Below are 23,042 nucleotides of genomic sequence, written 5' to 3'. Positions count from 1 at the left end.
CACCGAGCGGTCATCACGCGGTCACACTCAAAACCTATGATGCGCCACGTTGCGATTCACTTAAACTGGCTACAAGGTAAACATGAACAAGAAATTATCCGCAGTGCGCTCGGTGTGTTTTATTGCGTTGAGTCTCCCGATGCTGGCCATGGCCGCCAACGTTGCCGCCGCCGTTGCCGAGATGGCCGATGCGCCTGCTGCAGCTGCAGCTGCTACTACCCCTGCTGCTGCTGAAGCGGACGCTGTCACCGTAGGCGCCGCCGGCGCGCCGATCGCCACCGTGGAAGTAGCGAGCCGCAAAACCCGCTCCTCGGTCGAGATGACCAAGAGCGATATGCAGAAAATCCTGCCAGGCATCAACCCGCTGAAGGCGCTGCAAACCCTGCCCGGCGTCAGCTTCCAGACCGCCGATCCGTGGGGTAACAACGAACAGAACCTGTCGCTGTTCATCCACGGTTTTTCCGGCCCGCAGCTGGGCTACACCATGGACGGCGTGCCGCTCGGCGACCAGCAATACGGCAACTACAACGGCCTGTCGCCACAGCGCGCCGTGATCAGCGAAAACGTCGGCAGCGTGATCCTGTCGTCGGGCGCCGGCGACCTGGCCACCGCGTCCACCAGCAACCTGGGCGGCACCATCGAGACCTTCTCGAGCGACCCCACCCAGGCGCGCAACCTGGCCGTCCAGCAAACCGTGGGCAGCCACACCACGTCGCGCACCTTCGTGCGTTACGACACCGGCGCCTTCGGCGATGGCAGCAGCGCGTATATTTCGGCGGTACACCACGAACAGAGAGCGTGGGACTTCGACGCGCGCCAGGGCGGCGACCAGTTCAACGCCAAGTACGTCAACCAGGGCAGCCTGGGCAAGCTGACCCTGTTCCTCAACTACTCGGACAAGATCGAGCCAAACGAGGACAGCACCGTGCGCTCGGCCACCGAGAAATACCAGCCTTACACGCGCCCGTTCATGTACCCGAACTTCCAGCAGGCGCTGAACTACCTGTCGCCCACCGGCGCCACGCCCGCAGCCGACGGCAACAACTACCGCAACTATTACGGCGACGCCCAGCGCACCGACTACCTGACCTACGCCAAGTTCGACATGAACGTGAGCGACAACACCACCTGGTCCAACCAGGTGTACTACCACAATGACGATGGCGTGGGCGTGGTGGCCGGCCCAATCGGCGTGGCCGGCTTGCCGGGCCTGTTCTCGGTGTACTTCCCGGGCCAGGACTTGAAACAGGTGTTTGGCGGCTCCGGTTACGCCACCCGCACCACCGAGTACAAGATCAACCGCGCCGGCTGGCTGTCCACCGTGCGCAGCGAGATCGGCAACCACAAGCTGCAAGCGGGCCTCTGGTTCGAGCGCAACCGCTCGGAAGCGTACCGCCGCTGGTATGCGTTCGACGTGAACAACCCGAGCTCGCCATACGACCGTCCGAGCAATCCGTTGATCACCCAGTACGGCAGCGAGATCGACAACAAGGTCGTACAACTGCACCTGCAAGACGAATGGCGCGTGCGCGACGATATCGCGCTGCAGGCCGGCTTCAAGTCGAGCCTGCAGTTTGCCGACGGCCAGTTCCCGGTGCAGCCGAAACTGGGCGCCATCGCCAACGGTTCCACCGCCCTGCCAGTGGGCAAGATCGAGACCAAGAAATGGTTCCTGCCGCAACTGGGTGCGCGCTGGGACATCACCGCGCACGACCAGATGTTCTTCAACGTGCAGAAAAACATGCGCCAGTTCGTCACCTACGGTGGCGGTGGCGCGTCGCCGTGGAGCCTGGCCAGCCAGCCCGCGTTCGACCTGTTCCGCGATACGGCCAAGCCGGAAACCTCGGTCACCTATGAAGCGGGCCTGCGCACCAACCGCCAGCTGAACTGGGGCGCGATCACGGGCTTCGACGGCCAGGTCAACCTGTACCACGTCAACTTCAAGGACCGCCTGCTGACCATCAGCCCGACGCCGGTGATCACGTCCATCATCGGCGGCAACCCGGTGCTGGCCAACGTCGGCAGCGTCAAGACCGACGGTGTCGACCTGTCGGGCACGCTGCACTTCGGCCGCGGCTTCTCGTTCTACAACGCGCTGTCGTACAACCGCTCCGAGTACCAGGACAACTACAGCAACGGTGCCGCCGTGGTACCGACCGCCGGCAAGAGCATCCCCGGCAGCCCGGAATGGATGAACAAGTTCGTTGCGACCGCCACCGTGGCCGACACCGAGTTCCAGCTGATCGGCGACTACGTGGGCAAGCGCTACGCCACCTACACCAACGACCTGGCGGTGAAGAGCTACTTCCTGATGAGCCTGGGCGTGTCGGGCAAGCTGCCCTTCCTGAACAGCAACTGGATCAAGAATGCGCGCTACCGTCTGAACGTCAGCAACCTGGCTGACAAAAAGGGCGACCTCAACGTTGTAGTCGGCGCGGCCAGCGGCACGTACAATACCTTTCCGATCGCACCGCGCCAGGGCTTCCTGACGTTGATGGCAGACTTCTGATTTTTACCATGCCGCTGCCGGGCAGTTGTGCCGGCGCGGCTTACTCCGGACAGGCTCCTGATGTCCAAAACAATTTTCGCATCACCGCCGCCGGGCACGTTGTCCCGGCGCGGTTTTTATCCGGACAGACTCCTGATGACCAAATTGATCTCCGCATCGCCGCTGCCGGGCAGCTTGTCACGGCGCGGTTTTATCCAGGTGGCGGCCGCTGCCGGCGCTTCGCTGCTGCTGCCTGCCTCGGTGCTGGCGGCATCGGCGACCGCTGCTGCTGGCGCCGTCGGCGCCGGTGTTGACCAGTCCGGTATGCCCGGCATTGCACCGCTGGGTGCGGGCGGCATCGCCGGTGGCAAGCGGCCCCTGGTGTTCGGCCACCGCGGCGCCAGTGCGCTGCGCCCCGAACATACGCTGGCGTCGTACGCCAAGGCCATCGTCGATGGCGCCGACTACATCGAGCCGGACCTGTGCGCCACCAAGGACGGCGTGCTGGTGGCGCGCCACGAAGCCTACCTGAGCGAGACCACCGACGTGGCCAGCCGCAAGGAATTTGCCAGCCGCAAAACCCGCAAGACCATCGACGGCGAAGCGCACGACGGCTGGTTCGTCGACGACTTCACGCTGGCCGAATTGAAGACGCTGCGCGCGGTCGAGCGCATTCCGCAATTTCGTCCCGGCAGCGCCGAGTACAACGGCATGTTCCAGGTGGCCACGTTCGAGGAAATCATCGACTTCGTCGCCGCTGAAGCGGCCGCCCACGGGCGCATCATCGGCATCGTGCCGGAACTGAAGCACTCGACGTATTTCGCCAGCGTGGGATTGCCGCTGGAAGAGCGTTTCCTGTCCATCATCGCCGCCCACGACTACACGCGCCGCAACCCGCTGCAGATCCAGTCTTTCGAAGTGGCCAACCTGAAGTACCTGCGCAGCAAGCTCGGCAGCCGCGCCAACCTGCGCCTGATGCAGCTGGTCATTAGCGAAGACGTGCGGCCGATGGACGTGGCAGCAGCCGGCGGCAAGCTGACCTTCGCGCAAATGTGCACCCCGGCCGGCCTGCGCGACATCGCCCAGTACGCCGACGTGGTGGCGCCCCCCACCCGCGCCATCATCCCGCTCAAAAAAGACGGCAGCCTGGCAGCGCCATCGTCGATGGTGGACGATGCCCACCGGGCGGGACTGCGCATCGAACCGTGGACCTTCCGCCCCGAGAACCGCTTCCTGGCCGCCGACTTCCGCAGCGGCGCCGATACGGCCCGCCACGAAGCCGGCTCCATCGCCGAGATGAAACGCTACATCGCCACCGGCATCGACGGCTTCTTCACCGACGACCCCGCCCTCGGCCGCGCGGCCATCGCCGGCTGACCCTTCCCACTTCGGGGTCAGTGCCGACATTCGGACATTTTTGAACTTATTTGTTGAATTATGCTTCAACGAAAAAGTTCCTTGATGTCCGAATGTCGGCACTGACCCCGAAGCTTAGCGGCTGGCTTGGCGTGCAGTGTCGGCGCGTGGCAGGGCGGCGGCCAGGTCTATCCACGGTTGTGGCGCCGGTTTGTTGCGTTCGCGTACGGCAAAGAAGCTCACTACCTGCTCGCTGTTCTGATCAAAAAACTCTACCGATGTCACCCCGGCCCGCTTGACCACCCAGCCGCTGGCAAAGGCGCTGTCGCGCAGGTGCAGGTTGAATTCGGGATCGAGTACGTTGAAGTAGCCGCCCGCTTCCGCCACCTTGCTTACCGTGCCGCTATAGATCTGGATGGTGGCGCCGTTGCCCAGGAAGGTCATGAACTTGATCTGGTTTTTCGCCACGCCTTCGAGCAAGGTGCGCACCGCTTGCGGCGTGATGCGTTGGGCGGCGCCCGGTGGCGCCAGGCGCATCGCCTGCTCGCGCGAGACGCCAAATTCGGTCAGCAAGCGGTTGAACTGGTGCACGTCGCTGATCTCGTTCCACGCCAGCTGGAATTCCTTGACGTCGATTTCGCTGTCCGGCTTTTCCCTGGCCTTGACCGGCGCTGCGGCCACTTTCAGGTCCGGCACCTGGTTGGTATTGCGGAAGTCGGCCACCAGCTTGTCGAACACCGGGGCGCCGGCGTCGCTGCGCACGTACAGCTTGTGCACGGCGTTGCCGCTGGCGTCAAAAAATTGCAGGCTGCGCGCCACCACGCCATCCTTGCCCGGATGGGCCACGGCAAACGCGTACTTCCACTTGTCGAACCAGAAGCGCAGGTCGATCTCGCCGCCCAGGTAGCCGCCGGCGATGTTACGCATGCGCACTTCGCGCTCCTTTTCCTTGTCTTCGTCCAGCGTCTGCACGTCCTCGTCCGCTTTCAGACGGGTGGCAACACCGGTGCGTTCGATCACGCCATTGTCGTTGCGCGTCAAGGCCATGACCTTGCCCAGGTCCAGCGCGCGGCGCATGATCTCGCGCGGTGCTGTGCCGTCATCCTGCAGGCGGGTGACGGTCTTGCCCAGGCCGGTTGCCAGCAGGTCGGCTTCGGACACGCCCAGCTGTTTGGCCGCGTCTCTGGCAGGCAGGCGTGGCTGCTCGGCGCGCAGCTTGTCCCACCGTTCGACCAGGGTGGCGGCGCTGCCGGTTACCGAAGTCAGCAGCAAGGCGCCGGCCAGCGCCAGTGCATATCGATGGTGGTGTTTCATGGGTGGCTCCGTAAAAAAGATTAGTAAATGACGTTGAGGTTGAAAGCGTAATTGCGTCCGGGACGCGCCATGCGTTCGATATCGTCACGCGTGGCCACCGTGGTGCCGCCCGGCATGCCGCGCGACGAGGCGAAGTCCCAGTACTTCTTGTCGCCGAGGTTGTAAGCGCCAGCGCTCAGACCGATGTGCTTGCTGATGTTCCAGTAAGCGGTAAAATCCATCACGCCGTAGCCAGGCGTGAGGAAACGTTCGGTGGTCACGCCACCGATGACGTCGTTGCCGGCGCGCTGGCTGCGCACGCCGCTGACGGTCAACGCCGCGCCGCCGCGTTTGGCCGGATCATCCCAGGCAAAGGTGGCGTTGGCCTTGTACGGCTGCACCGACACCAGGCTGCCCTTCTGCCCGGTCAACTGGTTTTCCGCATTGCCACGCGACAGGCCGGCAGCCAGGTTCACGCTATAGCCTTTCATCGCTGGCGACCACTGGCCCAGCTGGAAGCGGCTGGAGATTTCGCCGCCCCAGGTGCGGGCCTTGCCGATGTTCTCCGGACGGAACAAGCCGAACGTGATGGTCGGGAAGTTGACCGGATCGACCGGCTGGGTGGCGTACTCGATGAAGTTGCTGTACCGCGTGTAAAACAGCGACGCATTGAACTCCACGCCCGCCGTCGGTGCACCCTTGAGGCCCAATTCGAAGGCGTTGCTGGTTTCCTTTTGCAGGTCCGGGTTGCCCAGCACCGCGTAACCAACGCCGGCGCCGGTGTAGCTGAACGAATCGTAGGTGCCGGTGCGCTCGGCGGAACTGGGCAAGCGGGTGCCGCGCGAATACTGGGCGTAGGTGGTCAACGTCGGTGTGAGCTCCACCGACAGGTTCAGGCTCGGCGTGAAATACGAATCGCTTTCTTCCTTTACTTCGCCGGCCGCGTTGGGAATTGCAATTGCATAGTTCTGCAAATTTTTCGGCGTGAGCTTGCGGTGTTCGCCGCGCAGGCCCGGCGTGAGCGTGGCCTGGTAGCCGCCGAGCGCGAAGCCGAATTCACCGCGCACGTAAGCGGCCGCCTTGTCGGTGTCCATGTCGGCCATGCGATTCTTGCGGGTGAACTGGTGTGCGCCGGTGCGCACCACGGTGCGGTCCTCGTACCACGGCCGGCGCGACGCCAGGGCTTCGTAGCTGGCGCCGTAGAACAGCGAGGACGCCGACCCCAGCCGCTTGCTGGCATCGATCGCCAGGCCACGGCTGTCGTTGTAGTAGCCGGTCTCGATCAAGCGCAGGTAGGGCTGGCCGCCGCTCACGTAGGCGGCGTTGGTCTGGTCCACCACCGAGGCATCCTGCTTGTACAAATGGGTCTTGAGCGTGTCGAACAGCGCCAGGCCGGCATCGGTCCAGTTGTGCTCGATGCTGTAGCGGTTACGCCTGGTGGTCGAGTCCTGGACCGCGCCTTGCGGATACAGCGCGCCGGTCTTGTTGTTGTAGACGCGGTGGTGGTCGGCCTTGTAGCTGTCGATGGTAAAGCCGAGCTTGTGGCCGGGCGCCACTTGCCAGTTCAGCTTGGCCAGGATGGCGTTGCTTTCCCAGTCGTCCGGGTTGACCGGCACGCTGCTCTTGCTGTCGATCTGGTCGCCCTGGCGGTGCACGCCCACGACCAGCGCCTGGACGCTGGGACTGATCTCGGCGGCGGCGGTAAATGCATGCATGCGCGCGTTCTGTTCGCCCGCGTAGCCGAACTTGTATTCGCCGTACACCTTGCGCGGGTTTTCGTGATGACCGTCCAGGTACTGCTCCGGCGACTTGGTCACGAACGACACCGAGCCACCGAGGCCCGGCGTGCCGCTGCCGGCCGGGCTGGCGCCCGAACCGATGCTCACGTAGTGAAACGTTTCGGGATCGAAGTAATCGCGGCCGATACCGAAGGCGTTCATGGTGTTGCCGTCCGGCTTGGGTGCAGCGTCCGGCAGGGCAATCCCGTCGAGCTCCATGCTCACGCGGTTGCCTTCCACGCCACGGATGTTGAAGCCGGTATTGCCGGCGCCGTCCCAGACGCTGCCATTGCCGCTGGCAGCGCCAGGCACGCTGATCAGCGGCGAGTAGCGGGCGATATTGGCCATGTCCACCGCGTTGTTGCGCTCGAGCTGTTCGGCGCCGATGACGGTGGTGGTGCCCTTGCGGGTCGAAGAAAGGTCGTCGCGCTTGGCCTGTACCAGGATTTCGCCCAGCGCCGGGGCGGCAGCGGCAGCAGACGCAGCAGCGACCTGCGCCTCCTGCGCCTGGGCCGGCAGCAGCGCCACGCCCAGGAGGGTCAACAAGGCAGATTGCACCGCGACGCCCATCGAGCGTGGACGCGGGGATTGAAGCGGGCCGGCACGGTGCCGGGCAGGAGTAGCAGCCATAAAATATCCAGAGAGAGTATGTGAACGGCTGGCTCTCGGACGCTTGACGATTGCTGGCAAAAACCCAGTTTAACAATAATGATTCTCATTTACAAGCATTGCTTGATGCCTGTTGGTCATTATTTTTTGCACACGTCCCCCGTGGCGCTGCTGGTAGCTGGTCCGCTAGCCCGCCAAATAGTTGTTCTTCACCCGCACATAATGCTCGGCCGAATATTTCAGGTAGGCGATTTCCTCTGCGGAGAGCGCACGCGCCTTGACTGCCGGGCGGCCGATGTACAGGTGGCCACTCTCCAGCACCTTGCCGGGGGAAACCAGGCTGCCGGCGCCGACCATCACCTGGTCCTGCACCACCACGTCGTCCATGATGATCGAGCCCATGCCGATCAGGCATTCGTTGCCGATGGTGCAGCCGTGCAGGATCACCGAGTGGCCGATGGTGACGTAGTCGCCGATGGTCAGTGGCGAACCATCCGGTTTCGAGGCGCTCTTGTGCGACACGTGGCCCATGGCGAAGTCCTGCACATTGCTGCATTCGCCGATGACGATACGGTTGACGTCGCCGCGCAGCACGGTATTGCACCAGACCGAGCTGTCGCGGCCGATCTGCACGTCGCCGATCACTTGCGCCGATTCGTGGACATAGATGTTTTCACCGAGCACCGGGCTGGCGCCGAGATAGGAAGTAAATGGCATACACGCTTTCTGTAAGGTTAAAGACGACCGGGAACGAACGACAGCGATGCAAACTCGGCCTGGTAGCCGGCCGCCTTCGGGCTGCAGGCGTACAGGCCGCAGGCCACGCTGGCGGCGCCGCCGCGTTCGCCCAGGTGGGCGATGCGGATCTGGGTCCAGGCTTCACCATCGAATGACGACTCGACGATGCAGTCCTCGGCCTCGGCACGGATGCGGAACCACACGGTGTCGATATGCTTGGGCAGCGGCTGGGTGGACCAGTCCGAGTAATGGCTGTTGGTGACCACGGCGCCCAGGCGGTTGTCGCCGTCCGGTTCGAACTCCACCGATGTCTTGAGCCAGCAGCCATCGGACAGCCGCACCATCAGCCCGGCCTGGTCGTACTGGTGCACCGGCTTCGAAGTGACCTTGGTGGTCAGCACGAAGTCGCCGTGCGCCTGCAGGTAAAGAAAGTGGCCGTTATCGACCTGGAAGCCGTAGTGCGTGCGCTGCCAGAAGTCGGTGCTGGCATCGGGTTCGATGCGCAGGCACCGCGCGGCAGCGTCGATCTGCCAGTTGGCCGGCGCGCAGTGCCATTGCAGGCGCGCGTCGAGCTCGGGGCGGTCGAAGGTCAGGTCCAGCGCAGTATCGGTCATGCGTCCATCCTCGTCACGGAAAACGCCAGTGTAACCCGCTCAGGCCTGCAGCAACACCGTCGCGCCGCGCGCGATCGCCTTGACCACTTTCATCACGTCCCAGTTGGTCAGACGGATGCAGCCGTGCGACTGGGTCTTGCCGATATTGGCCGGCTCGGGCGTGCCGTGGATGCCGTAGTGATCCTTGCTGAGGTCAATCCAGGCCACGCCGACCGGGTTGTTGGGTCCCGGGGCGATGCGGGCCTTGACGTCGCCGGGCTTGGCGTCCCAGAACAGCTTGGGGTTGTAGCGGTAGTCGGGATTGACCGCCACGCCCAGCACGGTCCAGCGCCCTTCCGGCAACGGGTCGTGCTTGCTGCCGGTGCTGGCCGGAAATTGGGCAATCGGCATGCCGGTAGCGTCGAGCAAGGTCAAGGTGCCTTCGGTGGCGTCGACCAGGATCGTAGCGGCCTTGGGCAACGGCGGCGCGTTGGCAACATTGGGCACCAGCAGTTGCTCGCCGGCGCGCTTGAAGGTTCTGCCGGGATTGAGTTTGCGCAGCAGCGCCGGGCTGCTGTGAAATTTTTCACCGAGCGCTTCGAGCAGGTTGGCGTAGCCGAGCCGGGGCAGCCTGGCCTTGTCGCCCATGGCGGCCGGCACAGGCGCATACGGACCGGCGATATCCTCGGCCGTGAGCGTGTACACGTCCAGCGTGGGCGACGGGTCGGCCTTGAGCACGGCCCAGGTGGCGTCGTCGAGCTTGCCGGTCACGGGCAACTGGCGCAGCTTCTGGAAGCCGGTCACGGCGCGGCGCAAGTTGCTGCCGACCGAACCATCGATTTCACCCGACGAAAAATGGGCGCGGTCGAGCAGCACCTGGGCGCGCAGTATGTTGTTGACGACAGGTGGTGCGATGGTGGCGGTGGCAGCGCCGGCATGGACAGCGACCGACAGGAGCAGTGCAGGAATCAGGGATTTCAAATCGAACTCGGTGCTTGAAGCGGACCGATATTGTAGCCGTTCGATGCCGTGGCAGCAGGCACGTTACGCCTTTGTTACGCGCTACGGTTTCTTGCGGTATTTCTCCAGTGTGTAGCCCAACCGGCCGCGATTGACGTCGAGCCAGGTCCACAGCGCCTCGACCTGCGCACGGTGCGCGCGGTAGTAGGTCTCGTTGAACGCCAGCCATACGCGGGTGTTGATCAGCGGCTGCGGCAGTTGCACGATCGCGCCCTGGTAACGGTCCAGCATGCGCTGGAGATGACTGGGCGCCACGGCAGCGGCCACCACGCCATCGACGCGGCCGAGCCGCAGTTTTTCGATATTGCGGTCGAGGTCGCGGCCGCCGTCATCGATGTGCAAGCCGGCCTCGCGCAGGCGCGCGGTGTAGCTTTGGCCGAGCGCCACGCCCAGCGTTTTGCTCTTGAAAAACTGCATGGGATCGGTATTCGCGGACAGCTTGTCTTTCGCGCGCACCAGTACCACCAGGGTGTTGTGCATGGCGCGGTCGAGGTCGATATTGCCCTGTTTGTCGCGCGGCAGTGCGATGCCGGCCGGATACGTCGGCATTTCACCGAGCGGCGACATGTCGATGTCGCCGTTGGCCAGCGCCACGCGCAGGCGCGCCGGTGGCAGCCGCACCAGCGTGGGCGCGCAGCCGAAGCCGGCGGCCCGGGCGGCGTCGCGCATCAAGTCCACGGCAGCACCGGGCGGTTCAGGCACCTGTTCGCCCTCGCCCATCCAGTATGGCGGGCGGTGCTGATCGATGTAGCCGATGCGCAGAGGAATGCATACCACCGAGGCAGCGGCCGTGACAGCGGGGGTGACAGCTGGTGTGACAGGATAGGCGGCAACAGGATTGGCAGCCACAGCGGCGGCAGCAGGCACCGGGCCGGCAACCGCGCCGAGCGCGAGCAGCGCCCACAGCATGATAGCGCGGTACACCATGTTCAATGCCGGGTATTGGACGGCGGCGACTCGGCCGACGGCGGCGCTGCCAGCGGCACGTTCGGCGCGGAATGGCCCTTGCCGACGATTTGCACGAAAATCTCGTTTTCCTTGATCATGCTGAGCTCGTATCGGGCGCGCTCTTCGACGGAACCGGTGCCGTCCTTAAGGTCGCGCACTTCGGAATCGAGCTTGGCGTTGCGGGCCAGCAGTTCGGCATTTTTCTTGTGGGCCGCATCGACCTGGGCCTCGAAATCGGCCACGCGCACCCAGCCGCCTTTACCCAGCCAGAGCGGGTACTGTATCAACAGCAGCAGGACTGCCAGGCCAAGTGTAATCAGACGCATGGGGATGGGAATAGGGTCATAAAAAAGCGGCCGGAGAGTTCCGGCCGCTCGGTACAGAATTACTTCAGGTTGTAGAAGGCGTCACGGCCAGGGTACGACGCGATGTCGCCCAGGTCTTCTTCGATGCGCAGCAGCTGGTTGTACTTGGCCATGCGGTCCGAACGCGACATCGAGCCGGTCTTGATCTGCAGGGCGTTCAGGCCAACGGCGATATCGGCGATGGTCGAGTCTTCGGTTTCGCCCGAACGGTGCGAGATCACGGCGGTGTAGCCGGCGCGCTTGGCCATTTCGATGGCGGCGAAGGTTTCGGTCAGGGTGCCGATCTGGTTGATCTTGATCAGGATCGAATTGGCGATGCCCTTCTGGATGCCTTCTTTGAGGATCTTGGTGTTGGTGACGTACAGGTCGTCGCCGACGAGCTGGATCTTTTTACCGAGTTCCTTGGTCAGAATCGCCCAGCCGTCCCAGTCGCCTTCGTGCATCGCGTCTTCGATCGAGATGATCGGGTACTTGTCGCACCAGGTGGCCAGCAGGTTGGTGAACTCGGTGGCGGTGAGCGACAGGCCCTCGCCTTCCAGTTCGTACTTGCCGTTCTTGTAGAACTCGGACGCGGCGCAGTCCAGGCCCAGCGCGATCTGGGTGCCTGGCTCGTAGCCGGCTTCTTCGATGGCCTGGATGATCAGCTTGATCGCTTCCTCGTGGTTGGCCAGCGATGGGGCGAAACCGCCTTCGTCGCCCACGGCGGTGCTCAGACCCTTCTTGTGCAGGATCTTTTTCAGGGTGTGGAACACTTCCGCGCCGTAACGCACGGCTTCCTTGAACGATGGCGCACCGACCGGGATGATCATGAATTCCTGGATGTCCAGGTTGTTGTCGGCGTGCGCGCCGCCGTTGATCACGTTCATCATCGGCACTGGCAGTTGCATCGCGCCCGAACCGCCGAAGTAGCGGTACAGTGGCAGGCCGGCTTCTTCAGCGGCAGCCTTGGCCACAGCCATCGACACGGCCAGCATGGCGTTGGCACCCAGGCGGCTCTTGTTTTCGGTACCGTCCAGGTCGATCAGAGTGCGGTCCAGGAAAGCCTGTTCATTGGCGTCGAGGCCCATGATCGCTTCCGAGATTTCGGTGTTGATGTTTTCGCAGGCTTGCAGCACGCCCTTGCCGAAGTAACGCTTCGGGTCGCCGTCACGCAGTTCGATCGCTTCGCGCGAACCGGTGGAAGCACCCGACGGCACCGCCGCACGGCCCATCACGCCGGATTCCAGCAGCACGTCGCATTCGACGGTAGGATTGCCGCGCGAGTCGATGATTTCACGACCGATAATATCAACAATAGCACTCATTTAATTCTCCAAAGTTAGACGAAACTGTGTCCGCGCCATGCGTCTTGCGCGCATGTGCGACAGGAATAATAACGGGAATATAACCCGGCGCGCACCTTTGTGGCTACACGCGCGCGCCGGGCAGGCTGCTTTTAGTTGAAGCTGTTCTCGAGGAAACCAGCTTTTTTGGTGATGCGATCGAGTTCGATCAGGGTGGACAACAGTTCCTTCATGCGGCCCAGCGGCACCGCGTTGGGACCGTCGGACAGCGCTTCGGCCGGGTTCGGGTGGGTTTCCATGAACAGGCCATCGACACCGACCGCCACTGCCGCACGCGAGAGCACCGGCACCATTTCGCGCATGCCGCCCGACGACGTCCCGTTACCGCCCGGCAGTTGCACCGAGTGGGTGGCGTCGAACACGACCGGGCAGTTCGACTCGCGCATGATGGCCAGCGACCGCATGTCGGACACCAGGTTGTTGTAGCCGAACGAGGCGCCGCGCTCGCAGGCCATGAAGTTGTCTTCGGACAGGCCGGCTGCCTTGGCGGCGGCACGGGCCTTGTCGATGACGTTTTTCATGTCGTGCGGGGCGAGGAACTGGCCCTTCTTGATATTGACCGGCAGGCCCGACTGCGCACAGGCGACGATGAAGTCGGTCTGGCGGCACAGGAAGGCTGGCGTTTGCAGCACGTCAACGACACTGGCCACTTCGGCGATTTCGTCGATCGAGTGCACGTCGGTAAGCACCGGCACGCCCAGCTCGCGCTTGACGTCGCCGAGGATCTCGAGGCCTTTTTCGCGGCCGGGGCCGCGATAGGTGGCGCCCGACGAACGGTTGGCCTTGTCGAACGAGGATTTGTAGATGAACGGGATGCCCAGTTCAGCGGTCATTTCCTTGAGGATGCCGGCCGTGTCGAACGCCATCTGGCGCGATTCGATCACGCAGGTACCGGCGATCAGGAAGAACGGTTTATCCAGGCCTACGTCGAATCCGCACAGTTTCATGCCGCTTCTCCTTGCAGTGGTTGCAGTGGTTGCACACCGGCGCCAGCTGCCTTGTGGGCCAGCGCCGCCTTGATGTACGAGGTGAACAGCGGGTGGCCGTCACGCGGGGTCGATTTGAATTCCGGGTGGTACTGCACGCCCATGTACCACGGGTGGGCGTTGTCGCCGGTGCGTGGCAGTTCCATGATTTCGCACAGGTCTTCGGTCGGCGTGCGGGCCGCCACCACCAGGCCGGCAGCTTCCACGCGCGGCAGGTAATGGTTGTTGGCTTCGTAGCGGTGACGGTGACGCTCGGTCACGACCGCGCCGTAGATTTCGGCGGCCAGCGTGCCGGGCTTGATCTCGCAGGTTTGCGCGCCCAGGCGCATGGTGCCGCCCAGGTCGGAATTCTCGTCGCGCTTTTCGACCTTGCCGTCCTGGCCTTGCCACTCGTCGATCAGGGCCACGACCGGTTGCGCGGTGTCGAGGTCGAACTCGGTGGAGTTGGCGGTGGTCAGGCCGGCTTTATGGCGTGCGTATTCGATCAGCGCGACCTGCATGCCCAGGCAGATGCCCAGGTAAGGGATCTTGTTTTCACGGGCGAACTGCGCCGCCATGATCTTGCCTTCCACGCCGCGCTTGCCGAAGCCGCCCGGTACCAGGATGGCGTCGAACCTGGCCAGCTCGGCGCAACCGGTGGTCTCGATCTCTTCCGAGTCGATGTACTCGATGTTGACCTTCGATTCGTTGTGGATGCCGGCGTGGCGCAGCGCTTCGGTCAGCGACTTGTACGACTCGGTCAGTTCGACGTATTTGCCGACCATGCCGATCGACACTTCCGACTTCGGATGCTCGAGCGTGTAGATCAGCTTGCTCCAGACCGACAGGTCGGCCGGCGCCGGGTTGATGTCGAGCGCTTCGCAGATGATCGCGTCCAGGCCCTGGTCGTGCAGCATTTGCGGAACTTTGTAGATGGTATCGACGTCCCATACCGAGATGACAGCCTGCTCTTCGATGTTGGAGAACAGCGAAATCTTGGCGCGCTCGTCGTCGGGAATCGGACGGTCGGCGCGGCACAGCAGCGCGTTGGGCGAAATGCCGATCTCGCGCAGCTTTTGCACCGAGTGCTGGGTAGGCTTGGTTTTCAGTTCGCCAGCCGAGGCGATGTACGGCACCAGGGTCAGGTGCACGAAGGCGGTGTTCTTGCGGCCGGCGCGCAGGCTCAGCTGACGCGCGGCTTCGAGGAACGGCAGCGATTCGATGTCGCCCACGGTACCGCCGATTTCGCACAGGGCCACGTCGTAGCCTTCGGCGCCGCGACGGATGTAGTCCTGGATTTCGTTGGTGATGTGCGGAATCACCTGCACGGTTTTACCGAGGTACTCGCCACGGCGTTCCTTGCGGATGACCGATTCGTAGATCTGGCCGGTGGTGAAGTTGTTCACCTTGCGCATGCGGGTGGAAATGAAGCGCTCGTAGTGGCCGAGGTCGAGGTCGGTCTCAGCGCCGTCGTCGGTAACGAACACTTCACCGTGTTGCATGGGGCTCATGGTGCCAGGATCGACGTTGATGTACGGGTCGAGCTTGAGCATGGTGACTTTGAGGCCGCGCGATTCGAGGATCGCGGCGAGAGAGGCGGCGGCAATCCCTTTACCAAGGGAAGACACAACGCCACCGGTGACGAAGACAAATTTGGTCATTGCAGATGGTGCCGAACGGCACGTGCGGGAAATTGAAATTATATCCTAAAACGCGTAAATCAGCAGCATTACCCCCGGAAAATTCGGCTTTGGCCGTACTCCGCGACTGTGACGAACCGTACAGACAAGACGCACCAACAAGATCAAAATGACAACTCACAAATGCACAGGAGATCACCATGAGCTATACCGAACGCGATCCATACGGCATGTACGTGGACAACGGCCGCAAAGGCCCGGGTCCTGAATTGATGGGTGCCGACACCCTGATTGGCGACCACGTGCACAACCTGAAAAACGAGCACCTGGGCGAGATCAAGGAGATCATGCTCGACATGCGCACCGGCAAAATCGCCTATGCAGTGATGGCCCACGGCGGCGTGCTGACCATTGGCGAAAAACTGTTTGCCGTGCCTTGGGAAGCGCTGACGCTCGACACCGTCAACAAGCGTTTCACCCTCAATATCGAGAAAGAGCGCATCGAAAACGCTCCCGGTTTCGACAAGAACGACTGGCCTAACATGGCCAACCAGACCTGGGCGTCGCAGATCGACAACTACTATGGCACCACCCGCCAGAGCAGCCTGAACTCGCCGATCGATTAAACCATCGATTAATCTTTAATTGAGTTGGCATGACCCAGCGCGCCCGCTGTACGGGGCGCGCTGAAACTACTTTATTTTAAGCCTCAAGCACCGCCATACGTAGGACTACGTAGGCCTGAAACCTTAAAACAACAGTAATAATGTTTGGTCTGCAAAACCGTGAGAAATCCTCATATTGTTATGAGTAATTTGACTAGAATCAAATTTTTACTCATGGGAGCGCCACGTGTTTGCAGTCACCAATTGTCGTAAAGCCGTCTTGCTCAGCCTGTACGGCGCTTCCGCGCTGGCACTGGCGCCCGCCACCTACGCGCAGACCACCGCCACGCAAGAAACAGCTGCGCCGATGCAATCGGTGACCGTGGTCGGCTCGCGCCGCGCCACCTCGTCCTCCACCGACACCGTGGTGCCGGTCGACCTGATTCCCATGAATAAGCTGGCGGAACAGGGCGGCCAGTTCGACCTCTCGCAGACCCTGACCTACATCTCGCCCTCGTTCAACTCCACGCGCCAGAGCGGCGCCGATGGCGCCGACCTGGTCGACTCCGCCGCCCTGCGCGGCCTCGGTTCCGACCAGACCCTGGTGCTGGTCAACGGCAAGCGCCGCCACACCACCGCGCTGGTCAACCTGTTCGGTGCGCGCAACCGCGGCAACACCGGCACCGACCTCAATGCAATCCCGATGCTGGCAATCAAGGACGTGCAAATCCTGCGTGACGGCGCTGCCGCCCAGTACGGCTCGGACGCGATCGCCGGCGTGATGGACATCAGCCTCAAGAAGAGCAAGGGCTGCGAAGCGATTGCCGGCTACAGCCAGTACTCGGCCGGCGACGGCGAGAACTGGATGGGCTCGGCCTACTGCGGCTTCGACCTGGGCAATGGCGGCGTGCTGGCCCTGACCGGCGAATACCTCGACCGTGGCCGCTCCAACCGCGCCGAACCGGACAATCCGCGCATCATCGGCGACACCAAGACCGAGAGCGAGACCATCTACGCCAACGGCGAACTGCCTACCACCGGTAATGGCCGCCTGTACTTCACGGCCGGGGCGCAAAAGCGCGATGGCTCGAGCGCGGCGTTCGCACGCGGCGGCGTCGGTTCCGACGACATTCCTAGCCGTAATTCGGCTGCCATGTACCCGAACGGTTTCGTGCCGTTCATCAATGCCAAGATCGAGGACCGCACCGCGATTCTCGGCCACCGCATCATGCTGGGCGAGTGGAATACCGACATCTCGCAGACGTACGGCTACAACAAGATGAAGTACGACATCAGCAACACCATCAACGCGTCGATCGCCAACCTCGACCTGCAAAACGGTGGCCGTGGCGTCAGCGCCAGCCAGTTCAACGCCGGTGGCTTCTCGTTCCAGCAACTGACCACCAACCTCGACCTGAGCCGCTACTACGACGGCATCATGGGTAAAGGCATGAACGTGGCCTTCGGCGGCGAATACCGCCGCGAGGAATTCAAGATCTTCGCCGGCGAAGCCGGTTCGTACATCGACGCCGACGGCGTGGGCAATGGCGGCAACGCCGGCAGCCAGGGCTTCCCCGGCTTCCAGCCAGGCGATATCACCAACGCCAAGCGCCACAGCAACGCCGCCTACCTCGACCTGGAAGCGGACTTCACCGACCTCGTCAAAGGCCAGGCTGCCGTGCGTTACGAGAAATTCAGCGACTTCGGCTCCACCGTGACCGGCAAGCTGGCCGGCAGCGTCCGCGTTGCCGATAGCGTGCTGCTGCGCGGTTCGGCCAGCACCGGCTTCCGCGCGCCATCGCTGCAGCAAAGCCACCTGTCCACCACCTTCACCGACTTCATCGGCGGCGTGCCGAAGGAAGTGGTGCTGGCGCCGAACGGCGGCGTGGTGGCCAACGCGGCCGGCATTCCGAAGCTGAAAGAAGAAAAATCGACCAGCTTCACCTTGGGCACCACCTGGACGCCGACCCAGGCGATCTCGCTGACGGCCGACCTGTACCACATCAAGATCAAGGACCGCATCGTGCTGTCGGGCCGCTTTACCGCCGACAACTACCCGGACCTGTCGGCGCGCCTGGCTGCGCTGGGCGTGGGCGAGGCGCAGTTCTTCGTCAACTCGGCCGACACCAAGACCCAGGGTATCGACCTGACCGCGTCGCACAAGGCCACCGTGATGGGCGGCCGCCTGAATACCTTCCTGGCCATGAACGTCAGCAAGACCGAGGTGACCGACGTCCACGCACCGGCGTCGCTGCGCGGTTTCGAGGACGTGCTGCTGTCGGAAAAGGAACGCCTGTACATCGAGCAAGGCGCGCCGCGCTCGAAATTCACGCTGGGCTTCAACTACGGCCTGGGGGCGTGGGACACCGATTTGAAGATCATCCACTTCGGCCCGCAAACCCTGGGCACCTTCAGCGGCACCGCCGAGGGCGTACCAAACCAGCGCTACAAGTCGAAAACCTCGGCCGACCTGGCGTTTACGTACAACATCAACAAGGACATGAAGCTGACGTTTGGCGGCAACAACCTGTTCGGCGCACGGCCTACGGCGCAGGACGCCGACCAGACCGACAATGGCTTCAAGTACGAGAGCGTGCAGTTCGGTCTGAACGGCACGTCGTACTTCAGCCGCCTGTGGGTGAAATTCTAACTTCGTCATCCTTTCCTGATTTAAAAAGCCGCCATCCCTGCAAAGAAATGGCGGCTTTTCAGTTTCCGGGCAAACGTAACGTTTGCTTACATGGCATTAACGCTATCCAACTTCCCTCCGCAATACACTATACTCATCTTTACTCCAAGCAACGGAAGCTTCCATGCGCCCCGCTCTCCCCTTGATTTTTTTCGCTGCCCTGCTGCAAAACCTTCCCGCCGTGGCGGCGCTCGGTGGCGCGCCGTCCGATTTCGGCGGTACGCCGGTACGCGCCGCCCGCAGCCTGGCTCAAGCATCGGCTGGCAACAATACCGCCAACGCGGTCTACACGGTCAGCCAGAGCACGCTCGACAGCGGCACCATCGTCCGTGAATATACGGACGCCGCTGGCAAGGTGTTTGCCGTCAGCTGGTCAGGCCCTACCCTGCCCGACCTGCGCACCCTGCTGGGTACCAAGTTCAGCGCGCTGACCGACGCTACCGGCAGGCGCACCCAGGCCGGCCATTCGCAACTGGCGCTGAACCAGTCCGACGTGGTGATCGTCTCGAACGGCCACATGCGCTCGTTCGCCGGCCACGCCTTCATCCCGTCGGCGGTGCCGGCCGGTTTCGACACCAACACGATAGAGTGAGGAAGTTCCGCATGATCAGCCTGCTGCAACGCGCTTGCGCGATCTTCCTGCCTGCGCGCGCAAAATTAGCGTCCGCCGCTTCTACCACCGGCTCCGCCACGACGGCGGCCACTGCGCTGCTTTGCCTGGCGCTCAGCGCCTGCGGCGGCGGTGGTGGCGGTAACAGTGGTTCGTCCACCTCGACTGCGACAACACCGTCGGTAACGGCGCCCACGCCCGTGGTCAGCATCAGCGCCACGCCCACCGCCACCACCGTGGGCCAGGTGGTGACCCTGACCTGGAGCGTGAGCAATGCCACCGCCACCGGTTGCACCGCGTCCGACGGCTGGAGCGGCGCCGTGGCCAACAGCGGCTCGCAAACCGTCACCGCCGGCGCGGCCGGCACGGCGCGCTACGCACTGACGTGCAGCGGCGTCACCAACAGCACCACGGTGGCGATCAGCTCGCCGCCACCGGCGCCCACCGTCAGCCTGACGCTGGCGCCCGCCGCCATCACCACCAGCCAGACGTCGGTGCTGAGCTGGTCGTCGGCCAATGCCAGCAGTTGCACCGCCAGCGGCGCCTGGATCGGCAGCCGCGCCACGTCCGGCTCGGTCACCGTGTCGTCGGCGATTGCCGGCAATATCACTTACAGCCTCAGCTGCACCGGCAGCGGTGGCGAGGCCAGTGCCAGTGCGCAGCTGGGCGTGACCGCCGCCACCAGCAACAGCGTGCCGATCACGGTGGACAACGGCCCGGCCGGCGCCAGCGGCGTGATCAACGTGCCGTACGTGAACGTCACCATCTGCCGTCCCGGCACCAGCACCTGCCAGACCATCGACCACGTGCTGCTCGACACCGGCTCCTACGGCCTGCGCGTGCTCGCTTCCGCGCTCGACAGCGGCATGGCCCTGCCGGCGGTCAAAACCGCGAGCGGCGCCGATGCCGGCGCATGCGGCAAGTTCATCAGCGGCTACACCTGGGGTTCGGTGCGCCAGGCCGACGTCAAAATGGCCGACGAAACGGCAGCCGGTATCTCGCTGCAGGTGATTGGCGACACCGATGCCAATTTTGCCACCACGCCGTCCAGTTGCAGCAGCGCCGGCAACAACCTCGGTTCGATGAGCGCCATCGGCGCCAAGGGCATCCTCGGCGTGGGCCTGTTCAAGCAAGACTGCGGCAATGCGTGCGCGCAGTCGGCCATCAGCGGCGTGTACTACGCCTGCACCGCCGGCACCTGCACGGCCAGCGCCATGCCGCTGGCGGCGCAAATTACCAACCCGGTGGCGGCGTTTGCGGTCAATAACAACGGTGTGCTGGTGAGCTTGCCGACCGTCGGTCCGAACGGGCTGACGTCGGTGAGCGGCACGCTGGTGTTTGGCGTGAACACGCAAAGCAATAACACGATTGCCGGCGAGACCCTCTACAAGACCAACGGCAGCGGCAACTTCACCACCACGTACAACGGCAAGGCATATAACGCCAGCTTCCTCGACACTGGCTCGAACGGTTACTTCTTCACCGATCCCGACATTCGCACCTGCTCCGGCGGCGACTTCTTCTGCCCGGCCGCCACGCTGGCGCTGTCGGCCACCAACACGGCGTCGGACGGCAGCGCTACCGGCGTGGTCAACTTCAACATCGTCAACCTGGTGCAACTGCCCTCGACCGTGCGCGCGGCGCAGGTGGGCGGCACGCTGGGCAGCTCGGCGTCGTCGGGCACGGCGTTCAACTGGGGCTTGCCGTTCTTTTACGGGCGCCGGGTGTTCGTGGTGATGGAGGGCGCGAACGTGGGTGGCCGGGCCGGGCCGTTGTGGGCGTACTAGAAATCTGTCACGGGGCCGTCATGTAATCTGGTTAAAATCGTTATCTTGAAATTTGATCACTTCGGGATACGCAATGAAAACGAATCTGGTGCTGCTGGCAGCGATGATGGTAGCCGGCCTGGTTGCTTGTGGTGGTGAAGCGAACCCGGTGCCGCCGGTGCAGGAAGGCACCACCGTCAACCTGGCGCTGATGGAGACCACCGACCTCCACGCCAACGTAATGAGCTACAACTACTACTCGCTGGGCGAGGACACCAGCCTCGGCATGGAGCGCACCGCCACCCTGGTGGCCGCCGCCCGCGCCGAAAACCCCAATAACGTCCTGCTCGACAACGGCGACACCATCCAGGGCACGCTGCTCGGCGACCTGCAAGCGGTGACCAAGCCGGTAGCGTGCTCCGAGACCATGGCGATCCACAAGGTGATGAACGCCATGAAGTTCGACGGCGGCGGCTTCGGCAACCACGAATTCAATTACGGCCTGCCGCTGCTGAGCCAGATCACCAATACCGACTTCGGCATTCCCGGCGTGACCAAGCCGGCCGGCAATTGCGGCGCACCGGTATTCCCGCTGGCGCTGACCAATGTGACCGGCGTGGCCAGCGGCAAGCCGATCGTGCAGCCGACCGCCCTGCTGCCGCGCACCTTCCGCGCGACCGCCCCGGATGGTAGCGCGCTCGACGTCAAGATCAATATCGGCATCATGAGCTTCGTGCCGCCGCAAATCCTCGAGTGGGACCAGAAGAACCTGGCCGGCAAGGTGGCCGTGACCGGCGCCGTGGAAGCGGCCAAGCAGTACGTACCCGAGCTGCGCGGCAAGGGCGCCGACCTGGTGGTGGCGCTGTCGCACGGCGGCCTCGACCCGAGCGCCTACAGCCCCAAGATGGAGAACCCCAGCTACCACCTGACCGGCACCGGCATCGACGCGCTCTTGATCGGCCACTCGCACCTGATCTTCCCCAAAGGTAAAGAAACCGGCGCCGCCGCGCTGGACGCCTCGTTTGCCGCCTTCCCGACCAGCGCCAGGATCGACGCCGTCAACGGCTTCGTCAACGGCGTGCCGACCGTGATGGCGCAAAGCTGGGGCCGCCGCCTGGGCATCATCAAGATGACCTTGATCTACCAGGGCGGCAAGTGGGTGGTGCAGCCGGCCAAAACCAGCGTGGAGTCGCGCGGCTTCAAGTACACCGACGGCACCACCAACGTTGCTGCCGATCCGACCATCGCCCCGCTGGTGGCCACCGAGCACGCAGCCACCATCGCCTACGCCAAGCAGCCGCTGGGCGTGGCGACCGACTTCGAGATGTCGTCGTACTTTGCGCTGGCCGGTGACGTCACCGCGATCCAGCTGGTGAACCAGGCCCAGCTCGACTACGTGAAGAACTTCATCGCCACCAGCACCGACGCCACTATCGCCAGCTACAAGAACATCCCGGTGCTGTCGTGCAGCGCGCCGTTCAAGGCCGGCCGCAACGGGCCGTCGGACTTCACCGACGTGGCGCCGGGCGCCACGCCGGCGGCGCCGGTGGGCCTGCAAGTGCGCAACCCGGGCGACCTCTACCTGTACAGTAATAACAACCTGCAGGCGGTCAAGATCAAGGGCTCGGACCTCAAAGCCTGGCTGGAAACCTCGGCCAAACAGTTCGGCGCCATCAATCCTGCCTTGACCACCGAGCAGGACCTGGTGCCGAGCTATTCGACCATCTTCAACTACGACGTGTTCTATGCCGAGGGCAATGCGCTGACGTACCAGATCGACGTCACCAAGCCGGCGGGCAGCCGCATCGTCAACCTGGCGTACCAGGGCAAGCCGGTGGCCGACAACGCCGACTTCATCGTCGCCACCAACGACTACCGCGCCGGCGGTGGCGGCGCCGTGCCCGGCATCGACGGCAGCAAGACCATCATCAAGTCGCCCGACGCCAACCAGGCCGTGGTGAGCAACTACCTGGCGGCGCGTGGCAAGGCCACGGGCAAGGTCAGCCTGGTGGACAACGGCAGCGCGCGCAGCTGGAGCTTCGTCAAGGTAGCCACGGCCGGCCCGGTGATCCTGCGCTCGGCGCCGGGCCACCTGGGCCTGGCGAAAAGCGCCGGCATCACGGCGGTGACGGCCGAGGGCGGCCTCGACGGCAGCGGCTTTGCCAAGTACACCATCGATCTGAGCAAGTGATCAGTTGTTGAAGCCGGGCCGGCCTTGCGCCGGCTTTTTAACTTT

17 protein-coding genes are annotated in these 23,042 nt (G+C 63.6%); 7 read left to right on the top strand and 10 right to left on the bottom strand.

The genetic code is table 11. The features are described 5' to 3' along the window. Positions 1-82: 82 nt before the first annotated feature. Together DUPY_RS13450 and DUPY_RS13445 are read left to right on the top strand one after the other, a co-directional pair. Positions 83-2,509, top strand: coding sequence for a TonB-dependent receptor (locus tag DUPY_RS13450; RefSeq protein WP_070248810.1), 2,427 nt, complete (start codon positions 83-85; stop codon positions 2,507-2,509). A 303-nt stretch (positions 2,510-2,812) separates the two neighbouring features. Beyond that, positions 2,813-3,865, top strand: coding sequence for a glycerophosphodiester phosphodiesterase (locus DUPY_RS13445; RefSeq protein ID WP_371851791.1), 1,053 nt, complete (start codon positions 2,813-2,815; stop codon positions 3,863-3,865). Between the two features lie 114 nt (positions 3,866-3,979). On the opposite strand, the gene DUPY_RS13440 is transcribed toward DUPY_RS13445, so the two are convergent. From DUPY_RS13440 to pyrG, 10 genes are all read right to left on the bottom strand, one after another. Further along, on the bottom strand, positions 3,980-5,158 hold the full coding sequence (locus DUPY_RS13440) for a hemin-degrading factor (RefSeq protein WP_070248808.1): 1,179 nt from the start codon (positions 5,156-5,158) through the stop codon (positions 3,980-3,982). A 20-nt stretch (positions 5,159-5,178) separates the two neighbouring features. Continuing rightward, positions 5,179-7,545 (bottom strand): TonB-dependent receptor domain-containing protein, encoded by a 2,367-nt coding sequence (locus DUPY_RS13435; RefSeq protein ID WP_229255358.1) that lies wholly within the window; start codon positions 7,543-7,545, stop codon positions 5,179-5,181. Between the two features lie 165 nt (positions 7,546-7,710). Beyond that, complete coding sequence (locus DUPY_RS13430; protein WP_070248804.1) at positions 7,711-8,241, bottom strand: gamma carbonic anhydrase family protein; 531 nt, start codon at positions 8,239-8,241, stop codon at positions 7,711-7,713. 17 nt (positions 8,242-8,258) lie between these two features. Next, positions 8,259-8,876, bottom strand: coding sequence for a DUF1349 domain-containing protein (locus tag DUPY_RS13425; protein WP_070248802.1), 618 nt, complete (start codon positions 8,874-8,876; stop codon positions 8,259-8,261). A 39-nt stretch (positions 8,877-8,915) separates the two neighbouring features. Continuing rightward, on the bottom strand, positions 8,916-9,836 hold the full coding sequence (locus tag DUPY_RS13420; protein ID WP_070248800.1) for a L,D-transpeptidase family protein: 921 nt from the start codon (positions 9,834-9,836) through the stop codon (positions 8,916-8,918). A gap of 81 nt (positions 9,837-9,917) precedes the next feature. Further along, a complete protein-coding gene (locus tag DUPY_RS13415; protein WP_070248798.1) occupies positions 9,918-10,802 on the bottom strand; it encodes a transporter substrate-binding domain-containing protein in 885 nt (294 codons plus the stop codon). Between the two features lie 2 nt (positions 10,803-10,804). Continuing rightward, positions 10,805-11,149 (bottom strand): cell division protein FtsB, encoded by a 345-nt coding sequence (ftsB, locus tag DUPY_RS13410; protein WP_070248797.1) that lies wholly within the window; start codon positions 11,147-11,149, stop codon positions 10,805-10,807. Positions 11,150-11,208: 59 nt separating this feature from the next. Next, positions 11,209-12,492, bottom strand: coding sequence for a phosphopyruvate hydratase (gene eno / locus DUPY_RS13405; protein WP_070248795.1), 1,284 nt, complete (start codon positions 12,490-12,492; stop codon positions 11,209-11,211). A 131-nt stretch (positions 12,493-12,623) separates the two neighbouring features. Then, a complete protein-coding gene (gene kdsA / locus DUPY_RS13400) occupies positions 12,624-13,478 on the bottom strand; it encodes a 3-deoxy-8-phosphooctulonate synthase (RefSeq protein WP_070248793.1) in 855 nt (284 codons plus the stop codon). Next, positions 13,475-15,157, bottom strand: coding sequence for a CTP synthase (gene pyrG / locus DUPY_RS13395; RefSeq protein WP_070248791.1), 1,683 nt, complete (start codon positions 15,155-15,157; stop codon positions 13,475-13,477). Before pyrG ends, kdsA begins: the two co-directional genes overlap by 4 nt. A 179-nt stretch (positions 15,158-15,336) precedes the next feature. Here pyrG and DUPY_RS13390 point away from each other — a divergent pair, with 179 nt between their 5' ends. The 5 genes from DUPY_RS13390 to DUPY_RS13370 all read left to right on the top strand — a co-directional run bounded on the left by DUPY_RS13390 (position 15,337) and on the right by DUPY_RS13370 (position 22,997). Beyond that, positions 15,337-15,762 carry a PRC-barrel domain-containing protein gene (locus DUPY_RS13390; RefSeq protein ID WP_070248789.1) on the top strand — a complete coding sequence of 142 codons (426 nt, stop codon included), beginning with the start codon at positions 15,337-15,339 and terminating at the stop codon, positions 15,760-15,762. 226 nt (positions 15,763-15,988) lie between these two features. Further along, positions 15,989-18,391: a TonB-dependent receptor plug domain-containing protein gene (locus DUPY_RS13385; protein ID WP_070248787.1), complete on the top strand. Its 2,403-nt coding sequence runs from the start codon at positions 15,989-15,991 to the stop codon at positions 18,389-18,391. A gap of 163 nt (positions 18,392-18,554) precedes the next feature. Then, a complete protein-coding gene (locus tag DUPY_RS13380) occupies positions 18,555-19,022 on the top strand; it encodes a DUF2844 domain-containing protein (RefSeq protein WP_070248785.1) in 468 nt (155 codons plus the stop codon). 11 nt (positions 19,023-19,033) lie between these two features. Then, positions 19,034-20,827, top strand: coding sequence for a DUF3443 family protein (locus DUPY_RS13375; RefSeq protein WP_070248783.1), 1,794 nt, complete (start codon positions 19,034-19,036; stop codon positions 20,825-20,827). Positions 20,828-20,900: 73 nt separating this feature from the next. Beyond that, positions 20,901-22,997 (top strand): bifunctional 2',3'-cyclic-nucleotide 2'-phosphodiesterase/3'-nucleotidase, encoded by a 2,097-nt coding sequence (locus tag DUPY_RS13370; protein WP_070248782.1) that lies wholly within the window; start codon positions 20,901-20,903, stop codon positions 22,995-22,997. The last annotated feature ends 45 nt before the right edge of the window (positions 22,998-23,042 follow it).

Origin of the sequence: Duganella phyllosphaerae, assembly GCF_001758785.1 — a bacterium.
Classification (GTDB): Bacteria; Pseudomonadota; Gammaproteobacteria; order Burkholderiales; family Burkholderiaceae_D; genus Rugamonas; species Rugamonas phyllosphaerae.
Note: the sequence above shows the minus strand (reverse complement) of the source record. Positions and strands in the feature narration are given on the sequence as shown.